The 15,980-nt window shown below is 74.0% G+C and carries 11 protein-coding genes; 5 read left to right on the forward strand and 6 right to left on the reverse strand.

The features are described 5' to 3' along the window. Positions 1-254: 254 nt before the first annotated feature. The gene (locus ACFWFR_RS09910; RefSeq protein WP_191802840.1) at positions 255-2,276 is read right to left on the reverse strand and encodes an ATP-dependent DNA helicase UvrD2; all 2,022 of its coding nucleotides are present in this window, start codon (positions 2,274-2,276) and stop codon (positions 255-257) included. A 139-nt stretch (positions 2,277-2,415) separates the two neighbouring features. Between ACFWFR_RS09910 and ACFWFR_RS09915 the strand changes: the two genes are divergently transcribed. Together ACFWFR_RS09915 and ACFWFR_RS09920 are read left to right on the forward strand one after the other, a co-directional pair. Then, entirely contained in the window at positions 2,416-2,817 is a 402-nt protein-coding gene (locus tag ACFWFR_RS09915) for a cupin domain-containing protein (protein WP_377622734.1), read from the forward strand. 181 nt (positions 2,818-2,998) lie between these two features. Beyond that, positions 2,999-3,265, forward strand: coding sequence for a mycoredoxin (locus ACFWFR_RS09920; RefSeq protein ID WP_068625587.1), 267 nt, complete (start codon positions 2,999-3,001; stop codon positions 3,263-3,265). Between the two features lie 141 nt (positions 3,266-3,406). On the opposite strand, the gene ACFWFR_RS09925 is transcribed toward ACFWFR_RS09920, so the two are convergent. Next, positions 3,407-4,450, reverse strand: coding sequence for a DUF2776 family protein (locus ACFWFR_RS09925; RefSeq protein ID WP_377622736.1), 1,044 nt, complete (start codon positions 4,448-4,450; stop codon positions 3,407-3,409). 92 nt (positions 4,451-4,542) lie between these two features. Beyond that, positions 4,543-5,616, reverse strand: a complete 1,074-nt coding sequence (nudC, locus tag ACFWFR_RS09930; RefSeq protein ID WP_377622738.1) for an NAD(+) diphosphatase — start codon at positions 5,614-5,616, stop codon at positions 4,543-4,545. A gap of 127 nt (positions 5,617-5,743) precedes the next feature. Between nudC and ACFWFR_RS09935 the strand changes: the two genes are divergently transcribed. Next, positions 5,744-6,667, forward strand: coding sequence for a phosphotransferase (locus tag ACFWFR_RS09935; protein ID WP_191802834.1), 924 nt, complete (start codon positions 5,744-5,746; stop codon positions 6,665-6,667). 16 nt (positions 6,668-6,683) lie between these two features. Here ACFWFR_RS09935 and ACFWFR_RS09940 read toward each other — a convergent pair whose 3' ends face one another. The 3 genes from ACFWFR_RS09940 to ACFWFR_RS09950 form a co-directional block, all read right to left on the reverse strand. Next, the gene (locus ACFWFR_RS09940; RefSeq protein ID WP_377622740.1) at positions 6,684-10,247 is read right to left on the reverse strand and encodes a UvrD-helicase domain-containing protein; all 3,564 of its coding nucleotides are present in this window, start codon (positions 10,245-10,247) and stop codon (positions 6,684-6,686) included. Next, positions 10,244-13,687, reverse strand: a complete 3,444-nt coding sequence (locus ACFWFR_RS09945; RefSeq protein WP_377622742.1) for an ATP-dependent helicase — start codon at positions 13,685-13,687, stop codon at positions 10,244-10,246. Before ACFWFR_RS09945 ends, ACFWFR_RS09940 begins: the two co-directional genes overlap by 4 nt. A 118-nt stretch (positions 13,688-13,805) precedes the next feature. Continuing rightward, complete coding sequence (locus ACFWFR_RS09950) at positions 13,806-14,693, reverse strand: DUF3152 domain-containing protein (protein WP_377622744.1); 888 nt, start codon at positions 14,691-14,693, stop codon at positions 13,806-13,808. A gap of 273 nt (positions 14,694-14,966) precedes the next feature. Here ACFWFR_RS09950 and ACFWFR_RS09955 point away from each other — a divergent pair, with 273 nt between their 5' ends. Together ACFWFR_RS09955 and ACFWFR_RS09960 are read left to right on the forward strand one after the other, a co-directional pair. Next, positions 14,967-15,599: a TetR/AcrR family transcriptional regulator gene (locus ACFWFR_RS09955; RefSeq protein ID WP_225220193.1), complete on the forward strand. Its 633-nt coding sequence runs from the start codon at positions 14,967-14,969 to the stop codon at positions 15,597-15,599. A gap of 135 nt (positions 15,600-15,734) precedes the next feature. Further along, positions 15,735-15,959 carry a DUF3107 domain-containing protein gene (locus tag ACFWFR_RS09960; protein WP_056647744.1) on the forward strand — a complete coding sequence of 75 codons (225 nt, stop codon included), beginning with the start codon at positions 15,735-15,737 and terminating at the stop codon, positions 15,957-15,959. Positions 15,960-15,980: the final 21 nt, after the last annotated feature.

Here is a 15,980-nt window from a genome sequence, read left to right on the forward strand (position 1 = left end):
CGGATGACGAGGGATCCGCCGCGTCGTGCGCGGTTGCTCGGATCGGCCGACACATGTGTCGGGTTCGTCGTCAGGATCTGCTTCACCATGTTCACCCACCTCCAATCTCCGTCGAGCGCTCGCCTCTCGGCGCGCGCCTCTCCTACAAGGACTCCTGAACCATATGCCGCCCTCGGAAGGGGGCACAACTTATTTATCGAGATTCTTCTCGACGAGTTTTTCGGGTGGCTCCGCAGGGCCGGCCCGACCACAGGTCAGGCCCCGGATCGCGCCACGATGTCCAGCAGGGTCTCGCCGTACTTCTCGATCTTGGCCGGTCCGATCCCGTTGATCTTCGCGAGGTCCGGCACCGAGGAGGGACGCGTCTCGGCGATCGCCGCGAGCGTGGTGTCCACGAGGATCGTGAACGCCGGCTTGTCCGTCTCCTGCGCGACCGACAGCCGCCACTCGCGCAGCTGCTCGAACAGCGCGCGGTCGTACTCGCCCGTGAGGTGCACCTTGTTCTGGTTGGCGCGGCTGCGTCGAGGGGTGCGCGACTGCTCGTCGTCGGGCCACAGGCCGTCGAGGAACCGGGTGCGACGGCGCGTGGCCCGCCCACCAGGGTTGCGGGACCGGCCGAACGAGACCTGCAGGTGCTCACGGGCACGCGTGATCCCCACGTAGAGCAGGCGTCGCTCCTCGGCCACGGCCTCGTCCGTCTCCGCGAGCGAGATGGGCATGAGCCCCTCGCTCATCCCGGCGAGGAACACCGCGTCCCACTCGAGCCCCTTGGCCGCGTGCAGCGAGGCGAGCGTCACGCCCTCGACCGTGGGCGCGTGCTGGGCCGACGCACGCTCGTCGAGCTCCGCGACGAACGAGGCCACCGTGGGAGGCGCGTCCTCGGGCGCGACGCGCGCGACGTCGTCGGCCAGGGCCACCAGTGCCTGCATGGACTCCCAGCGCTCACGGGCCGCGCCCCGCGCGGACGGCGGCTCGGAGGCCCACCCGGCCGACATGAGCACGTCGCGGACCGTCTCCGGCATGGGGACCGCCGGGTCCGCGGAGCGGGCCGCGCCGCGCAGCAGCACGATCGCGTCACGCACCTCCTTGCGCTGGAAGAAGCGCTCCCCGCCACGGACCAGGTAGGCGATGCCCGCGTCCGCGAGCGCCTGCTCGAACCCCTCCGACTGGGCGTTGGTGCGATAGAGGATCGCGATCTCGCTCGCTCGCGTCCCCGCGGCCAGGAGCCGTCCGATCTGCGCGGCGACGCCCTTGGCCTCGGCCTCGTCGTCGTCGTAGGCGACGTACGCGACGGGCGGGCCCGAGGGCCGCTGGGCGATGAGCTCGAGGGCCTGGTGCGCTCCCCCGCGGCGCCCCGCACGCGCCAGGAGCTGGTTCGCGAGCGTCACGACCTGGGGCGTGGAGCGGTAGTCCCGGACGAGCTTGACGACCTGCGCGCCCGGGTACTTCGTGGGGAAGGTGAGGAGGTGGTGGGGAGTGGCTCCCGTGAAGGAGTAGATGGTCTGCGACGGGTCGCCCACGACGCACAGCTCCTTGCGTCCACCGAGCCACTGGTCGAGGACGAACTGCTGGAGCGGGGAGACGTCCTGGTACTCGTCGACCACGAAGTGGCGGTACTGGCGCCGGACCTCGTCGGCCATGGCGCCCTGCGACGAGAGCATGTCGCCGAGCATGAGCAGGACGTCCTCGAAGTCGATGACCGAGCGCTCGGTCTTGACCTCCTCGTACGAGGCGATGAGACGAGCCACCGTCTGGTGGTCGTACCCCGCGGGCGCCGGGCGGTCGATCGCCGCGCACGCCTTCACGTAGTCGTCCGCCGTGACGAGCGAGACCTTGGCCCACTCGACCTCCGAGGACAGGTCACGGACCGCGATGCGGTCCACGCCGAGGCCCAGCCGCCGCGCGGACTCGCCGACCACGGCCGCCTTGTACTCGAGGATGCGCGGCGGGGCGCCGCCCACGACCTTGGGCCAGAAGTAGCTGAGCTGGCGCAGAGCCGCCGCGTGGAACGTCCGGGCCTGGACCCCGGTGGCGCCGAGCTCGCGCAGTCGCGTGCGCATCTCGCCCGCGGCGCGGGCCGTGAACGTCACGGCGAGCACGCTCGTGGGCGTGTACACGCCCGTCCGCACGCCGTAGGCGATGCGGTGCGTGATGGCTCGCGTCTTTCCCGTGCCCGCACCCGCGAGCACGCAGACGGGCCCGTGCAGCGCGAGGGCGACATCACGCTGGTCGGGGTCGAGGGCTTCGAGGATCTGGTCCGCTGACTCGTTCGGCATCACGTCGATTCTCTCAGCCGCCGCCCACACCGGACGCCACTCTCCACAGGGTGGGGTCGTCGTCGGGCGCGGTCGCCGTCGAGCGCGACCGGGGACGCGCGACCGGGACGAGGCGTGCCTGCGCTGCCACAATCGACCGATGCGCATCTTCCGCCTTCCCCAGCACACGATCGACCGGTTCGGGAGCTCGGGAGTCGACATGACGCTCCTCCCGTTGGTCGAGCACTCCGAGCGGACGCACGTGAACGTCGCCCGCGTCCGTGCGGGTGGCACGCTGGGTGAGCATCCCGCCACGGCGCCGCAGGTCTTCGCGGTCGTCTCGGGCGAGGCCGTCGTGTCCTCGGGCACAGGCCCCGAGCAGACGAGACTCGCCCTGACGAGCGGCGAGGCAGTCGTCTGGGAGCGGGGCGAGGTCCACCAGACCTGGGCGACCACCGACGTCGTCGCGGTCGTGATCGAGGCCGGCGTCACCGGAGGAGATGCCGTGGTCGGCCTGGGGACACCGTTCGAGGAGGTCACCGACCTCGCCGACCGGCGCTGACGCTGGCACGGTCGCGCACGGAGCTCGCCGAGCCGAGCCGCCCCGACGAAGACCGCCCTCGCCCGACGGGGAACAACCGCACCCCCGCGGACGTTGCCCACGACGGCAGCACCCGGGTCCCGCACCCGGCGCGGCTGCCGGCCCGTGCGCACGCCCGGGCCCCGCGAACGAAGGAGCACCGATGGCCACGGCCCCGACCACCCCCGACGCCGGATCGATCGTCATGTACTCGACGAGCTGGTGCGGATACTGCCGTCGCCTGAAGACCCAGCTCGACTCCGCGGGCATCGGGTACACCGAGGTCAACATCGAGGAGCACCCGGAGAGCGCGGCCTACGTCGAGCAGGTCAACGGTGGCAACCAGACCGTGCCGACCGTCGTCTTCCCGGACGGGACCGCGGCGACCAACCCGTCGCTCGCCCAGGTCAAGGAGCGCCTCGCGGCCTGATCTCCCCTCGCCGACGACGGGCCGTGCGCGCACAACGCGGCACGTCGGCGCAGAAGGCCCCGGACCGGAGTCCGGGGCCTTCTGCCGTGCTCGGGGTCGCGGTCGTCCTGTGCCGCCCCGGCGCTCAGGTCCGCCGGACGGTTACTTCGAGGTCCCGGCCTCGAGGATCGACACGATCGAGAAGAGCGTGAAGCAGACCGCACCGAGCCCCACCAGGACGTGCGCCCCGACGAAGAAGCCCGGCTCGGTCATGGTCGCCTCGAAGAGGAACGCCGCGAAGAACAGGCACGCGAGCGCCGTGGCCACCGGGATGATCGGGATCCGGTTGGCGAGCGCGAAGACCTGGCGCCACACCAGCGCGAGCAGCAGCACCTTGGACAGGATGCTGAAGCAGATGAGGCCCAGACCGATCAGCACCGTCCCGGGGGCCAGGCGCGCCGAGTCGTCCGAGCCGAAGAGCACCACGAGCCCGAGGACCACGTTGACGGTTCCCATCGCGACGACCCACCACGACCAGCGGTAGCGCTCGGCGTCGCTGAACTCGTTGCGGACCTGGCGCACGATGCTCGCGACGAGCGCGACGAGCGCGGAACAGATCAGCGACAGGCCGACCATGACGTTGCCCGCGACCAGAGCCGCGTTGCCGCCTCGTGCGTAGAGCGTCGCGGCGACGACGAGACCGACCACCGCGAACAGGGCGGGGATCGCGATCAGCAGGGTTCCCGTCCCCCGTGAGTAGGCGCCGTCGGGGGCGCCTCCCCCGACCGGACGGGCGGCGCTCTTCTGGATGAGCACGAACTTGGTGGAAGCCGTCGCCACGGTGCTCACGCACCCCGTGATGAAACCGATGCCGAGCACCACGTGCCCCGCGACGACGAACTGCGGGTCGTCGCCCCGGCCGATGATCGTGAGGCCCCAGATCATGGTCGCGAGCGCCACCGCGTATCCGAGCACCGGTAGCGCGACGGCCCAGAGCCGGCCGTACCGGTGGACGAGCTGGCGGATGATCGTCGCCGCGGTCGTGAAGAGCGCGATGCAGATCGCGGTCAGGGCCACGTTGACGTGGCCCGCGACGAAGTGGTTCGCGTCGTCGCCGCCCGACAGGACGTAGAGCCCGAACGCCAGGCACACCGCCCCCATCACCAACGGGATCGCACGGAAGAGAACGCTGATCGACGGGTTCATGCTCACTCCTCAGATGGACGAGCCGGTCGTCCCACCGTAGGCAGAGCATCGAGGATCGGCCCGTCGGGCACTCTCCGCGTTCCCGTGGTACGTCACTCCCCCTCGAGGGGCCCCCCGAACCACTCCTCGATGAGCGCCCGCGCGATCGAGGACCGGCTCGGCAGCTTCACGTCGCCGCTCTCCGTGGCCTCGGTGAGCTCCGCCCGGGTGAACCAGCGCGCGTCGGTGACCTCCTCGCCGTCGGGCCGGACGTCCGTCGTGAGCGCCGTCGCCGTGAAGCCCAGCATGAGCGAGGCAGGGAACGGCCACGGCTGGCTCGCACGGTAGACGACCTCGCCGATCCGGACGCCGACCTCCTCGCCGACCTCGCGCCGCACGGCCTGCTCGAGCCCCTCGCCCGGCTCGACGTAGCCGGCGAGCGTCGAGAAGCGCCCCTCGGGCCAGTGCGCGGCGTGGCCCAGCAGGAGCCGGTCGTCGCCGGCCCCCGTGCCCGGGTCGACGACCGCCATGATGACCGCCGGGTCCGTGCGCGGGTAGTGCTCGATGTCCTGCGCCACGCAGCGCCGGACCCAGCCCGCCGCGACCGGGACGGTCGGCTCGCCGCAGCGCGGGCAGCGCTCGTTGGCCGCGTGCCAGGCCGCGAGAGCGACCGTCTCGGTGGCGAGCCCCGTGTCGAGCGGACCGAGGCGCGAGGCCAGCTCGCGCAGGCCCGCCCACTCGTGCGCGCGCACCAGGACCGACAGCGGCCCGGAGGGATCCACTCCCTCGATGTCGAGATCGAGGTCGTCGGCGTCGTCGGGCAGGAGGAGGGCCAGGAAGGACGTGCCCGACGGCGCGTCCTCGCCCAGGAAGATCCAGCGCGGCGTGTTGCTGTGGTCGCCCGTGGCCGCGTGGGGCTCGGGAACGGCAGCGACGTCCTGAGGGGTGGCCAGCGCGAGGCCGTCCGGCCCGGCCGCGAGACGCCCCCGGTGCAGCAGGACCACGCGGGTCGAGGGGTCCGCGCGCAGCGTCGCGAACAGGCCCTCCTCGGTGCGACGGTGTGCCGCACGGTCGAGCGCGGAGTCGGCGAGCGGCAGGTGCGCGGCGAACGCGCTGGGACGTGCGAAGGGGACCGCCGGGGGCTGCGGGGCCTGGACGGGTGCTGCGGGCGAGGTCTGGTCGGTCACCTGTCGACCGTAGGTCACGCCGGGCGCGCGGCGCTCGCCGTGCTCATCGTGCACCCGGCGCGGCTCGCTTCGCGGACACACCTGCCACCGGGACGGCCTGCCGCCGCGCACCGACTACCGTGGACGCGTGCCACGCTCACCTCTCACCCTCGCCGCGCTCGCGACCGCAGCCGTCCCCGGCCTCGACGTCCGGTCGGTCCGACCGTCCGAGGCGACAGGTGACGACGACGTCGCGATCGTCACCGACGGCGACGGGCAGGAATGGGTCGTCCGCGCTCCTCGCACGCTCGCGGCCGGTGCCGCCCTCGAGGCCGAGACGGCACTCCTGGACTCGCTGCGCCACTACGTGACGACGGGCGTCCTGTCCTTCACCGTGCCCGACGTGCTGGGTTACGCCCTCCTGCCCGAGGGCGGGCGCGCCGTGGTGCACCACCGGTACGGCGGCGTCCCGCTCGACCTCGACACCCTGCGCCCCGGCCCGGGGCTCGCCGCGGACCTGGGGCGCGTGCTCGCCGCGGTGCACGAGCTGCCGCAGTCCGTCGTCGAGAACGCGGGCCTGCCCGTCTACACGGCCGCCGAGTACCGCGACCGGCGCCTGGCCGAGGTCGACGAGGCCGCGAAGACCGGCAAGGTGCCCGCCCGGCTCCTGCGCCGCTGGGAGGCCGCGCTCGAGGACGTGTCGCTGTGGAAGTACCAGCCGGTCGTGGTCCACGGGGACCTCGGCGCAGGTCAGGTGCTCGTCGCGCGCGGGCGCGTCGTCGCCGTGACCGACTGGGCCGAGGCACGCGTGGCCGACCCCGCCGACGACCTCGCGTGGCTGCTCGTCGCGGCCCCGCCCGAGGCGATCGACTCGATCATGGAGGCGTACCAGCTGCGCCGCACCGAGCTCACCGACCCGCACCTGACGGACCGGGCCCTGCTCGCGGGCGAGCTGGCCCTGGCCCGCTGGCTGCTGCACGGCGTGCGGCACGGGCTCGACGACGTGGTCGCCGACGCCGTCGACATGCTCCTGGACCTGGACGAGGTGACGAGCGGGGACGACGAGCGGTAGCCGGAGGTCGGAGCGATCACGTGCCGCGCCCCGCCACGAGCGCCTCGAGCTCGGCCGCGTCGAGCAGCCGTTCCGGACGCACCGTCTCGTCCGAGCCCAGGTAGTAGAACGCCGCGTTGACCTTCTCGACCGGCAGCCCGGACCAGCGAGACCACGCGAGCCGGTAGACCGCGAGCTGGACCTCACGCGTGCGCCGGGCCTCGGCGTCGCGCGGAGCCTTGCCCGTCTTCCAGTCCACGACGACGACGGCATCCCGCGCACCGCCGGCGTGCTCGGGGCTCTCGGGGAAGACCGCGTCGATGCGCGAGCGGAACATGATGCCGCCCACGGGGGTCTCGACGTCGACCTCCACGGCGATCGGCGTGCGCCCCGCCCACTCCGAGGCGAGGAACGTCTGCTGGAGCGCGTCGAGGTCCAGGTCCGGGGAGATGTCCTCGTCGTCAGCCCCTGGCAGGTCGTCGACGTCGAGCAGCGACGACGACGTGAAGTACTGCTCGGCCCACAGGTGGAACTGCGTGCCGCGGCGCGCGTGCACCGTGGGCTGCGCGGGCACCGGACGCCGCAGGTGCAGCGCGTACTCGTCCCGGTCGGCGGCGAGCCGCACGAGCCCCGACGCCGAGATGTGCGCGGGGAACGTGATCTCGCTGCTCCGGGCGTCACGGCGGTCGCGCTCCTCGAGCAGGATGCGCGCGAGCTCGCGCAGGTCCGTGCCCGAGGGGTCGAGCAGCGGCGAACGCCCCTCCTGCAGCGCGGCCAGCCCAGCACCTGGCCCCTCGTCCGCCACGATCGACGCCCGCGCGTCGATCCGCTCCCGGACCCTGCTCGCGGCCGCCCGCACGACCGCGCGGGCACGCGGCTCGGTCGACGGAGGGACCGCCTCGGTCGAGTCTCCGGCCGCGGCGCCGGCGGCCTCGCTCCCACCGGCGGCCGGCTCCCCGCGCGGCCAGTCGGCCTCGTGGACCAGCTCGTCGCGCGGGTTGGTCTCGTCCTTCGCGGGCATGGTGGCCCAGTCGGCGTCGCTGACGATGCCGGCCTCGGCGAGCTCCACGAGGAACGGCGAGGGTGTGCGCGGCCTGGTCGCGTCACGCCACCACGACCCGGCCAGCAGCAGCTCGGCGCGGGCGCGCGTGAACGCCACGTACGCGAGACGGCGCTCCTCGTCGACCTGGTGCTCGCCGCTCGCCGCGAGGAACTCCTTGCGTCGACCGTCGAGGTCCTTGGCGTCCTCCGCGACCTCGTGGTGGAAGACGGGCAGGTCCTCGGCGTCACCGCGCAACGGGTACGGGAGGTTGCCCAGTCCCGTGAACCAGCCGCTGTCCGTCGGGCCCTTGTCCCCCACCGCGGTGTTGGGGAAGATCCCGTCGACCATTCCCGGCACCGCGACGACGTCCCACTCCAGGCCCTTCGAGGCGTGCACCGTGATGATCTGCACCGCGTCGGGGTCAGGCTCGCGCACTGGCAGGTCGAGGCCACGTTCCTGCGAGCCTGCCGTGCCGAGCCATGCGAGGAAGGCGCCGAGCGTCGGCAGGTCCGCCGACTGCGAGAACGTCGCGGCGACGTCACGGAACGCGTCGAGGTGCGCTCGCCCTCGGTCACCGACCTCCTCGCCGAACCCTCCCGCCGCGAGCGTGGCGGCGGTGGTGACCTCGATGTCGAGGCCGAGGGCTCGCTCGGCCTGCGTCACGAGCTCCGGCAGGGACAGGTACGTCTGCCCGCGCAGGTCACGCAAGACCTTGGCCAGCGCAGCCAGCCGCGCGTGCCCCTCCTCGGTGAGCTCACGACCGTCACGCGCAGCGCGTCCGGGCGCGGGCAGGTCGTCGAGCGCGTCGACGATCGACCGGTGGTCGACCACGTCGCCCTCGACCACGGTGAGCGTCCCGTCCTCGGCGACGCCGGGCAGCTCGACCGCCCCCTCACCGCCCGACGGGCCGGCCGGAGAGGAGTCCGCCGACGGGCGGCGCGCCGCGTCCCGGCGTGCCAGGTCTGCCGCCCAGCTGCTCAGCGCGTGCAGGTCCGCTGCACCCAGGTTGAGGCGCGGGCCCGTGAGGATGCGCATGAGCGAGTCGCCGCGCGACGGGTCGTGCGCGACCTCCAGGAGTGCGACGAGGTCCACGACCTCCGGTGTCGAGAGCAGGCCGCCCAGGCCCACGACCTCGACCGGCAGCCCCTTGGCGCGCAGCGCGACCTCCATCGCGAGGAACTGCGAGCGTGCACGGCACAGCACGGCCGCCGTCACCCGTTCCTGACGGCGCGTGCGCGGGCGCCAGCGTTCCGCGACGAAGTCCGCGACCGCCGCGGCCTCCTCCTCGAGCGTCGCCGCGTAGACCCCGGTCACGACGCCGCGTCCGGCCCCGGGACGTTCGTCGAGCTGCGGCACGGGCACGCGCGTGGCCCCCTCGCGCAGCGGCGCGGCCGTGACGTTGGCCGCGGCCAGGACGGCCCGGTCGTTGCGCCACGACGTGCTGAGGTATCGCACGTCCGCAGGTGCCCCCGTGCTGCCGGGCCCCGTCGTGCGGAACCGTTCGGGGAAGCGTGCGAGGCCCGACGCGCTCGCGCCACGCCAGCCGTAGATCGACTGGTTCGGGTCGCCCACGGCCGTGACCGGGTGCCCGCCGAACAACGCGCACAGGAGCTCGACCTGCGCGTACGACGTGTCCTGGTACTCGTCGAGCAGCACGACCCCGTACCGCGCCCGCTCCCCTGCCCCGACGGCAGGGACGTCCCGCGCGAGGCGGGCAGCGATCGCGACCTGGTCCCCGAAGTCGAGCGAGTCCGAGGTCCGCTTGCGCTCCTGGTAGGTCTCGACGACGTCGAGCAGCCGGTGCCGCTCCCCGAGCGAGCCGAGGAGCCTCTTGACCTCGGCGTAGTGCTCGGTGCGCTTGCCGCCGAGCGGCGTCGCGAGGATCGAGTCGACGATGCCCGCGATGCCCGCGCGGGCCTCGTCGGGGCTCAGCAGGTGCTCGCTGAGCGCCCCGGACAGCGACAGCACCGCGCCGACGACCGTGGAGAACGCGGCGTCGGTCTGGAGGTCACCCGCCCAGCTCTCGACGACCTCTGCCGCGAGCTGCCACTGGCTGGCCTCCGAGAGCAGCCGCGCGCCGGGCTCGATCCCGATGCGCAGCGCGTGGTCCCCCACGAGCGAGGCGGCGTACGAGTTGTAGGTCGAGATCGCGGGCCGGTCCAGCATCGACAGCGCCGCGCCGTCGTTGCCCAGCGCGCGGTCGAGCTGCAGGAGACGCGACTGGACACGCTCGGCGAGCTCGCCCGCAGCCTTGCGGGTGAACGTCAGCCCGAGCACGGCCTCCTTGGCGACCCACTCGTTCGCGATGAGCCACACGACACGCGCGGCCATGGTCTCGGTCTTGCCCGACCCTGCCCCGGCCACGACCAGCAGCGGCGCGAGCGGCGCCTCGATCACGGCGACCTGCTCGTCGGTGGGCCGGGGACGACCCAGCATCTCCGCGATCCGCACGGCCGAGAAACGGGGCTCGGGCAGCTCGCGCGTGCCCTCCCCGACGGCCCCGGCCGGTCGTCCGACGGGCCCGAGGTCCAGCTCCTCGAACAGCGACTCGGCGCTCATGCGATCACCTGGCGGCCTTCCGTCATCAGGGGGCAGGACCGGCGCACGGGGCACACCGAGCACAGCTTGTTCTCGCGGGCCGTGAACACCGAGTCGGCCATGGTGTCCGCGACGTCCTCGACGAGCTCGCGTGCCCAGCTCGACCCGTCGGGCTCGGGCTCCAGAGCAGGCTGTGTCCGCAGCCCGGCGTCCTTGCCGTCTCCCACGAACACGAGCTGCGCGCCGGCGCTCCGCGTGCCCTCGGGCAGGTCGAGCGCGCCGCCCTCGACCGCGAGCTGGTACGTACCGAGCTGGGGGTTCGTCACGGCTTCCGCGACGGACGGCTTGGTCTTGCCCGTCTTGAGGTCCGCGACGCGCACCGCGCCGTCCCCGGCGTCCTCGACCCGGTCGATGACCCCGCGCAGCACGGCGCGGCCGATCTCCAGCTCGAACGGCGCCTCGACCAGGAGCGGCTCGCCCGAGGCCTGGAGGTATCCCGCGAGGCGGCCGACCATGTCCTCGGCCTTGTGGCGTGTCTGGGTCGTGGGCCAGCCCGGCGTGAGCGCGAGCTCGGGCCAGCGGCGGTCCAGCTCGGCGGCGAGCTCGGAGTGCGTGCCCCGCGGGGCCTCCTGCGCGATCGAGTGGACCAGGTTGCCGAGCGACTGGGCCGTCGCGTCGGGGGCCGTTCCGCCCGCGCTCTCCACGGCCCAGCGCAGCGCGCACCTGCTCACCGACTCGACCTTGGACGGCGAGATCATGACGGTGTCCTCCGGCCCCCACAGGGGCTCGGTGCTCGAGACGGGGTTGACGCCGTACCAGGACTCGGGGCGGGCCTCGCCCACCCCTGCGAGCGCCAGGTCGGCGAGCAGCTCTGCGAGCGCCTCGGGACGCTCGGGGTCGGCAGGGCCCCGCTCGTCTCGCGTGGCACCCTCCCCGCGCACGACCTCTTCCACGAGCAGGCTGCGCGCCGCGGCCACGAGACCGCGCAGGTCGAGGGGTGGCCCGACCTGGACACGGCGAGGGTCGCGCTCCTCGTCGGATCCCACCGGGTCGTCACCGTCGCCACCGTCCTGGGGCCCGCCGTCCGCCCCCTCGGGGTCGCCCGGTCCTGCCGGTGGGCACACGAGGTCGACGAAGGGCGAGGGCACCTCGTCGACGTCGCTCACGGCGGTGACGAGCAGGCGGCGCGACGCGCGGGAGGTCGCGACCGCGAACGAGCGCAGCTCGTCGGTCAGGACGGCGCGCCGTGCGTCCGGGCCCAGGCCGTGCGCGTCCTGCGAGCGCCCCGCGAGGAGCTCGGCGAGCGCCTCCGAGCCGAGCAGGGAGTCGCGCAGGCGCAGGTCCGGCCACACGCCGTCCTGGACCCCGGCCACGACCACCACGTCCCACTCGCGCCCCGCGGCGCCCGCGGGCGTGAGTGCCGCGACCGAGTCCGTCCCGGCAGCCCTGGCCGCGAGCGAGTCCGCGGGGAGGTCCTGGGACTCGAGGTACTCCACGAACGCCGACGGCGGGGCTCCCGGCATGCGGTCGACGAACGTCTCGGCGGCTCGGAAGAGGGCGAGGACCGCGTCGAGGTCGCGGTCGGCGCGCGCACCGACCGCTCCCCCGCCCAGCGCGGCGTCGCGCCAACGGTCCGAGAGCCCGGTCGCGCTCCAGATCGCCCAGAGGACGGTCTGCGCGGTCGCGTCGGGGGCCAGCGTGGACTCGCGTCCGGCGGCGATCACCCGGGCCACGGCCAAGGCTCCACGGCGCACGCTCGCTGGCAGCGTCGCGGCGCGCGACGGGTCGAGCAGGACCTCGACCAGGAGCGCGTCCGACGTGCGCCCGCCGCCCGACCCGAGCTCCTCGGCGCGCAGCGCCCGGCGCAGGCGTCGCAGCGCGACCACGTCCAGCCCGCCCACGGGAGAGGTCACGAGCGCAGCAGCCGTCACGGGGTCCAGCTCGTCGAAGGCCGCGCCGGAAACCTGCGGCTCCCGCTCGATCAGGGTCTCGGCGGGGTCTCCCACGTCACGGGTCACGGCGTCGTCGATCCCTGCTGTGCCGCGCACGCCGTCCAGGCCCCGGGAGTACCCGGCCGGGGGCAGGCCCACCGCGACCCGCATGATCGCGAGCAGCGGCGTGACCGCGGGCTCCTCGCGCAGCGGGACGTCCGAGCCGAGGATCCCGACGGGCACCGAGGCCGCGATGAGGGCGCGCCGGAGCGTCGCGAGCTGGGCCCCTGCGCGGCAGACCACGGCCATGCGTCCCCACGGCGTGCCGTGCAGCAGGTGCTCGGCGCGCAGCTCACGGGCGACGTACGCGGCCTCCTCGGCGCCGCTGCCGAGCAGCGCGACCGACGCCCCGCGAGGAGCCCCGGCCTCGGGGACGGGAACGGGTGAGGCCGCAGCACCACGGTGGACCGCCCCCGCGACCGTACCGATCTGGGTCGTCACGGTCCGGGTGACGTCGCGCAGCGCGTCCTCCTGCCGCCAGGCGGTCCCGAGGACCTCGACGCGCGCGTCGAACTCGCCCGTCGCGGCACGACGGCGCACGGGTGCCGCAGCCCGACCGACCAGTCCCGGGCTCGCGCCACGGAAGGTCTGGACCGCGGTGTCCGGGTCCGCCAGGAGCACGAGGCGTGCGCCCGCGTCGTGCACGACGCGCAAGAAGCGCGCGGTGGCGATCGTCGCCTCCTGGTAGTCGTCCACGACGACCAGGTCCCACGTGGGCTTCACCGCACCCGTGACCTCGTCCTCCCAGGCGAGCAGCGCCTCGGCGGCCTCGTCCACCACGACGGCGGGGTCGTAGCGCGCGCCCAGGTCCGGGGTGCCGACGCGCAGCGCGGTCACGTCGAGGTACTCCTGGTAGACCTGCGCGGCGGTCCGCCACTCGGGCCGCTCGTGCGCCGCACCCAGGTCGTCGAGGTCCGCGGGCGTCAGGCCGCGCTCGGCCGCGCGCATCAGCAGGTCGCGCAGCTCCTGGCGCAGGCCGCGCAGGGCCAGCACCTCCTCCGGCAGCCCGTCGGGCAGGCGCAGCGGCACGCCGTCCCCGTCGAGGTGCCCTGCGAGGAGCTCGGCCAGGAGGAGGTCCTGCTCGGGGCCGGAGATGAGCGTGGGCGGCGGCTCGCCGATCGCGGCCGCGCGAGCACGCAGCACCGCGAACGCCGCCGCGGCGGCCGTGCGCACCATGGGCGCGCTGACCGTCCGGTCCGCACGGGCCGACAACCGGTCCCGGACCTCTGCCGCCGAGCGTCTCGAGGCCGCGATCACCAGGACGCGTGCCGGGTCGATCCCCTCGCTCAACGCCTGTGCGGCGACCTCGATGGCCACGGTCGTCTTGCCCGTCCCGGGCGCCCCGACCACCAGGGTCGCCGGTTCCGAGCGCGCCGCGTCGAGCGCGGCCCGCTGGGTCGCGTCGAGCCGGACCGGCGCCGCGGAGGCGGCGTCCGGCAGGACGAGGCGGAGGTCCGGGAGGTGCAGCACGGGAAGATCTCATCACGAGCCACCCACAGCCCGGCGCACCCGGGCGACGGGCACGCCCGGGTCACGTCCGGTCCCGGGCGGCACAGCAGGCCGGGTTCGCGGACGACGCCCGGAGGCCCTAGCCGAGCGTCGGCCACCCGTTGGGCAGGCAGCCCTCGGTCGACATGGACTGCTGCACCATCACAGGGGCGAGCGTCCCGGGTGCCGGGCAGCTCACGTGCCGGTGGCCCAGCACGTGCCCCACCTCGTGGTTCACCAGGTAGTGCCGGTACAGCCCCATGTCGCCCGCGAAGTCCGAGGCACCTTCGACCCAGCGCGAGAAGTTGAGGATCGCCGCGCCCGTGACGCCGCACGAGTACGTCCCCCCGGTCCTGAGCGGTGCGCACATCCTGTCGGTCGTCGCCGGGCTCGCCAGGACCACGCGGATGCTCGCGTCGCCCCCCGTCCGGGCGAACGTCACACCGTCGACCGGTCCCCAGCCCCGGGGGTCGTTGAGGGTCGCCATGACGGCCGCGGCGAACGTCTCGCCGTCCACGGGCAGCCCTTCCTCGACCTCGACGCGCACGGTCTTGACCGTCCCGGCCCCCGGCGCCGCGACCTCTGCAGGCACGACCACGAGCGTCCCCCCGAGGTCCGGCACCACCTCGGTCCCGACCAGGCCCGACCCCACCTCGACCTCACGTTCGAGCACGAGCGGGAGCGACCCGGGCCCGTCGAGCCCCAGCTGGGGGTCCCGGACGGACCGGCTCGCGGCGTCCTCGCCCCGCGTCTCGGACGCCCCGGCGATCGGGTCGACCTCCGGGGTGGTCGCGTCGACCGCCGCAGGCGTCTCGTCCACAGCCTGCCCGACGGCGCCGCTCACCGAGCCGTCCGGCGCACCGCCCGCCACCGCGGCGTCGGCCGCCCCAGGAGCTCCCGGCACGAGCGACCCCGCACCGAGCCCACCGGCTCCGAGCCCGGCCAGGAGACCGACCGACGCGAGGACGAGCGCAGGACCGCGACGCATCCCGCGCCGGCGGACCCGTCCCAGGCCGGCCCTGGCGCGCGCCCTGCGCGAGGTGCGCGGCGCCGTCGGGCGGGCGGATGACGCCTGACCTGCGCGTTCGTGCCACTGCGGGGCGCCCTCCGGACGTCCCCTCGATCCGTCGTGGGGGGCTTCCGGGGGCATCACGTGTCCATGATCGCACCGCCCGTCACGGCCCGTCGCCGCGGCCCGTACTATCGCCGCATGTCGGGGGTCGCAGAGAAGCCGAGAACCACCAGGTCCATACCCGTGCGCATGCCACGGGACGAGCGGCGCGCCCAGCTGCTCGCGGTCGCCGAGCGCCTGTTCTCCGACCACGGCTACCACCACATCACCATGGACGACATCGCGGACGGCGCCGGGGTCAGCAAGCCCGTGCTGTACCGGCACTTCCCGTCGAAGCTCGACCTCTACATGGCCCTGGTCGACGAGCAGGGTGCAGCCCTGGTCCGCTCGGTGCGCGCTGTCCTCGCGCCCTTCCGCTCGGCGGCCCCCGGCACGTCGTCCGAGGACCTCGACGCCCTCGCGGTCGACGGGCTCGCCGTGATCGAGGGGATCGTCCGGGCCTACGTCGACTACGCCCGGTCGGCCGGCCCGTCGGCCGGGCTCCTGTTCGAGTCCGACGTCATGCGCGACCCCGGCGTCCGGGCTCGCGTGCTCGAGCCCGACGAGATCAACTCGCGCGAGTTCGCCGAGGTGCTCGGACGGCTCACGTCGCTCACCGAGCAGGAGGCGCTCGTGGTCGCCCGGACCTGCACCGCGATCGCCCGGACGGCGGCGACCGAGGCGGTGCGCGCCGGGAGCGACGTGACGACCGCCGAGCTGACCCGCCTGCTGCCCGCGCTCGCCTGGCGCGGCGTCCACGGGATGCTCCGCCGCGACGCCTGACGGTTCGGAGCCCCTCGGTACCCCCCACCAGCGCGGGAGCACCGGAGGCCACCGGGAATCTCGTTAGTATCGGAGGAGTTGTCGACCAGTGGCCGGCGGGATCACCCGCGGGCGACGCTCGCGAAGGAGAATCACGTGGAAGTCACCATCGGTGTGCAGAACTTGGCCCGCGAGCTCGTGATCGAGACGGAGGAGACCACGGAGGCCGTCGCCGCCGCCGTCTCGGCCGCCCTGGCGGGCGGACCGGCACTCGAGCTGCTCGACTCACGCGGTCGCCGCGTCATCGTCCCGACGTCGTCGATCGGCTACGTCGAGATCGGCACCGAGGAGCAGCGTCGGGTGGGCTTCGGCTCCCTCTGAGGGCTCACGCAGAACGAGGGC

The sequence above is a fragment of the Oerskovia sp. NPDC060287 genome (assembly GCF_042726775.1).
GTDB classification, from domain to species: Bacteria; Actinomycetota; Actinomycetes; order Actinomycetales; family Cellulomonadaceae; genus Oerskovia; species Oerskovia merdavium.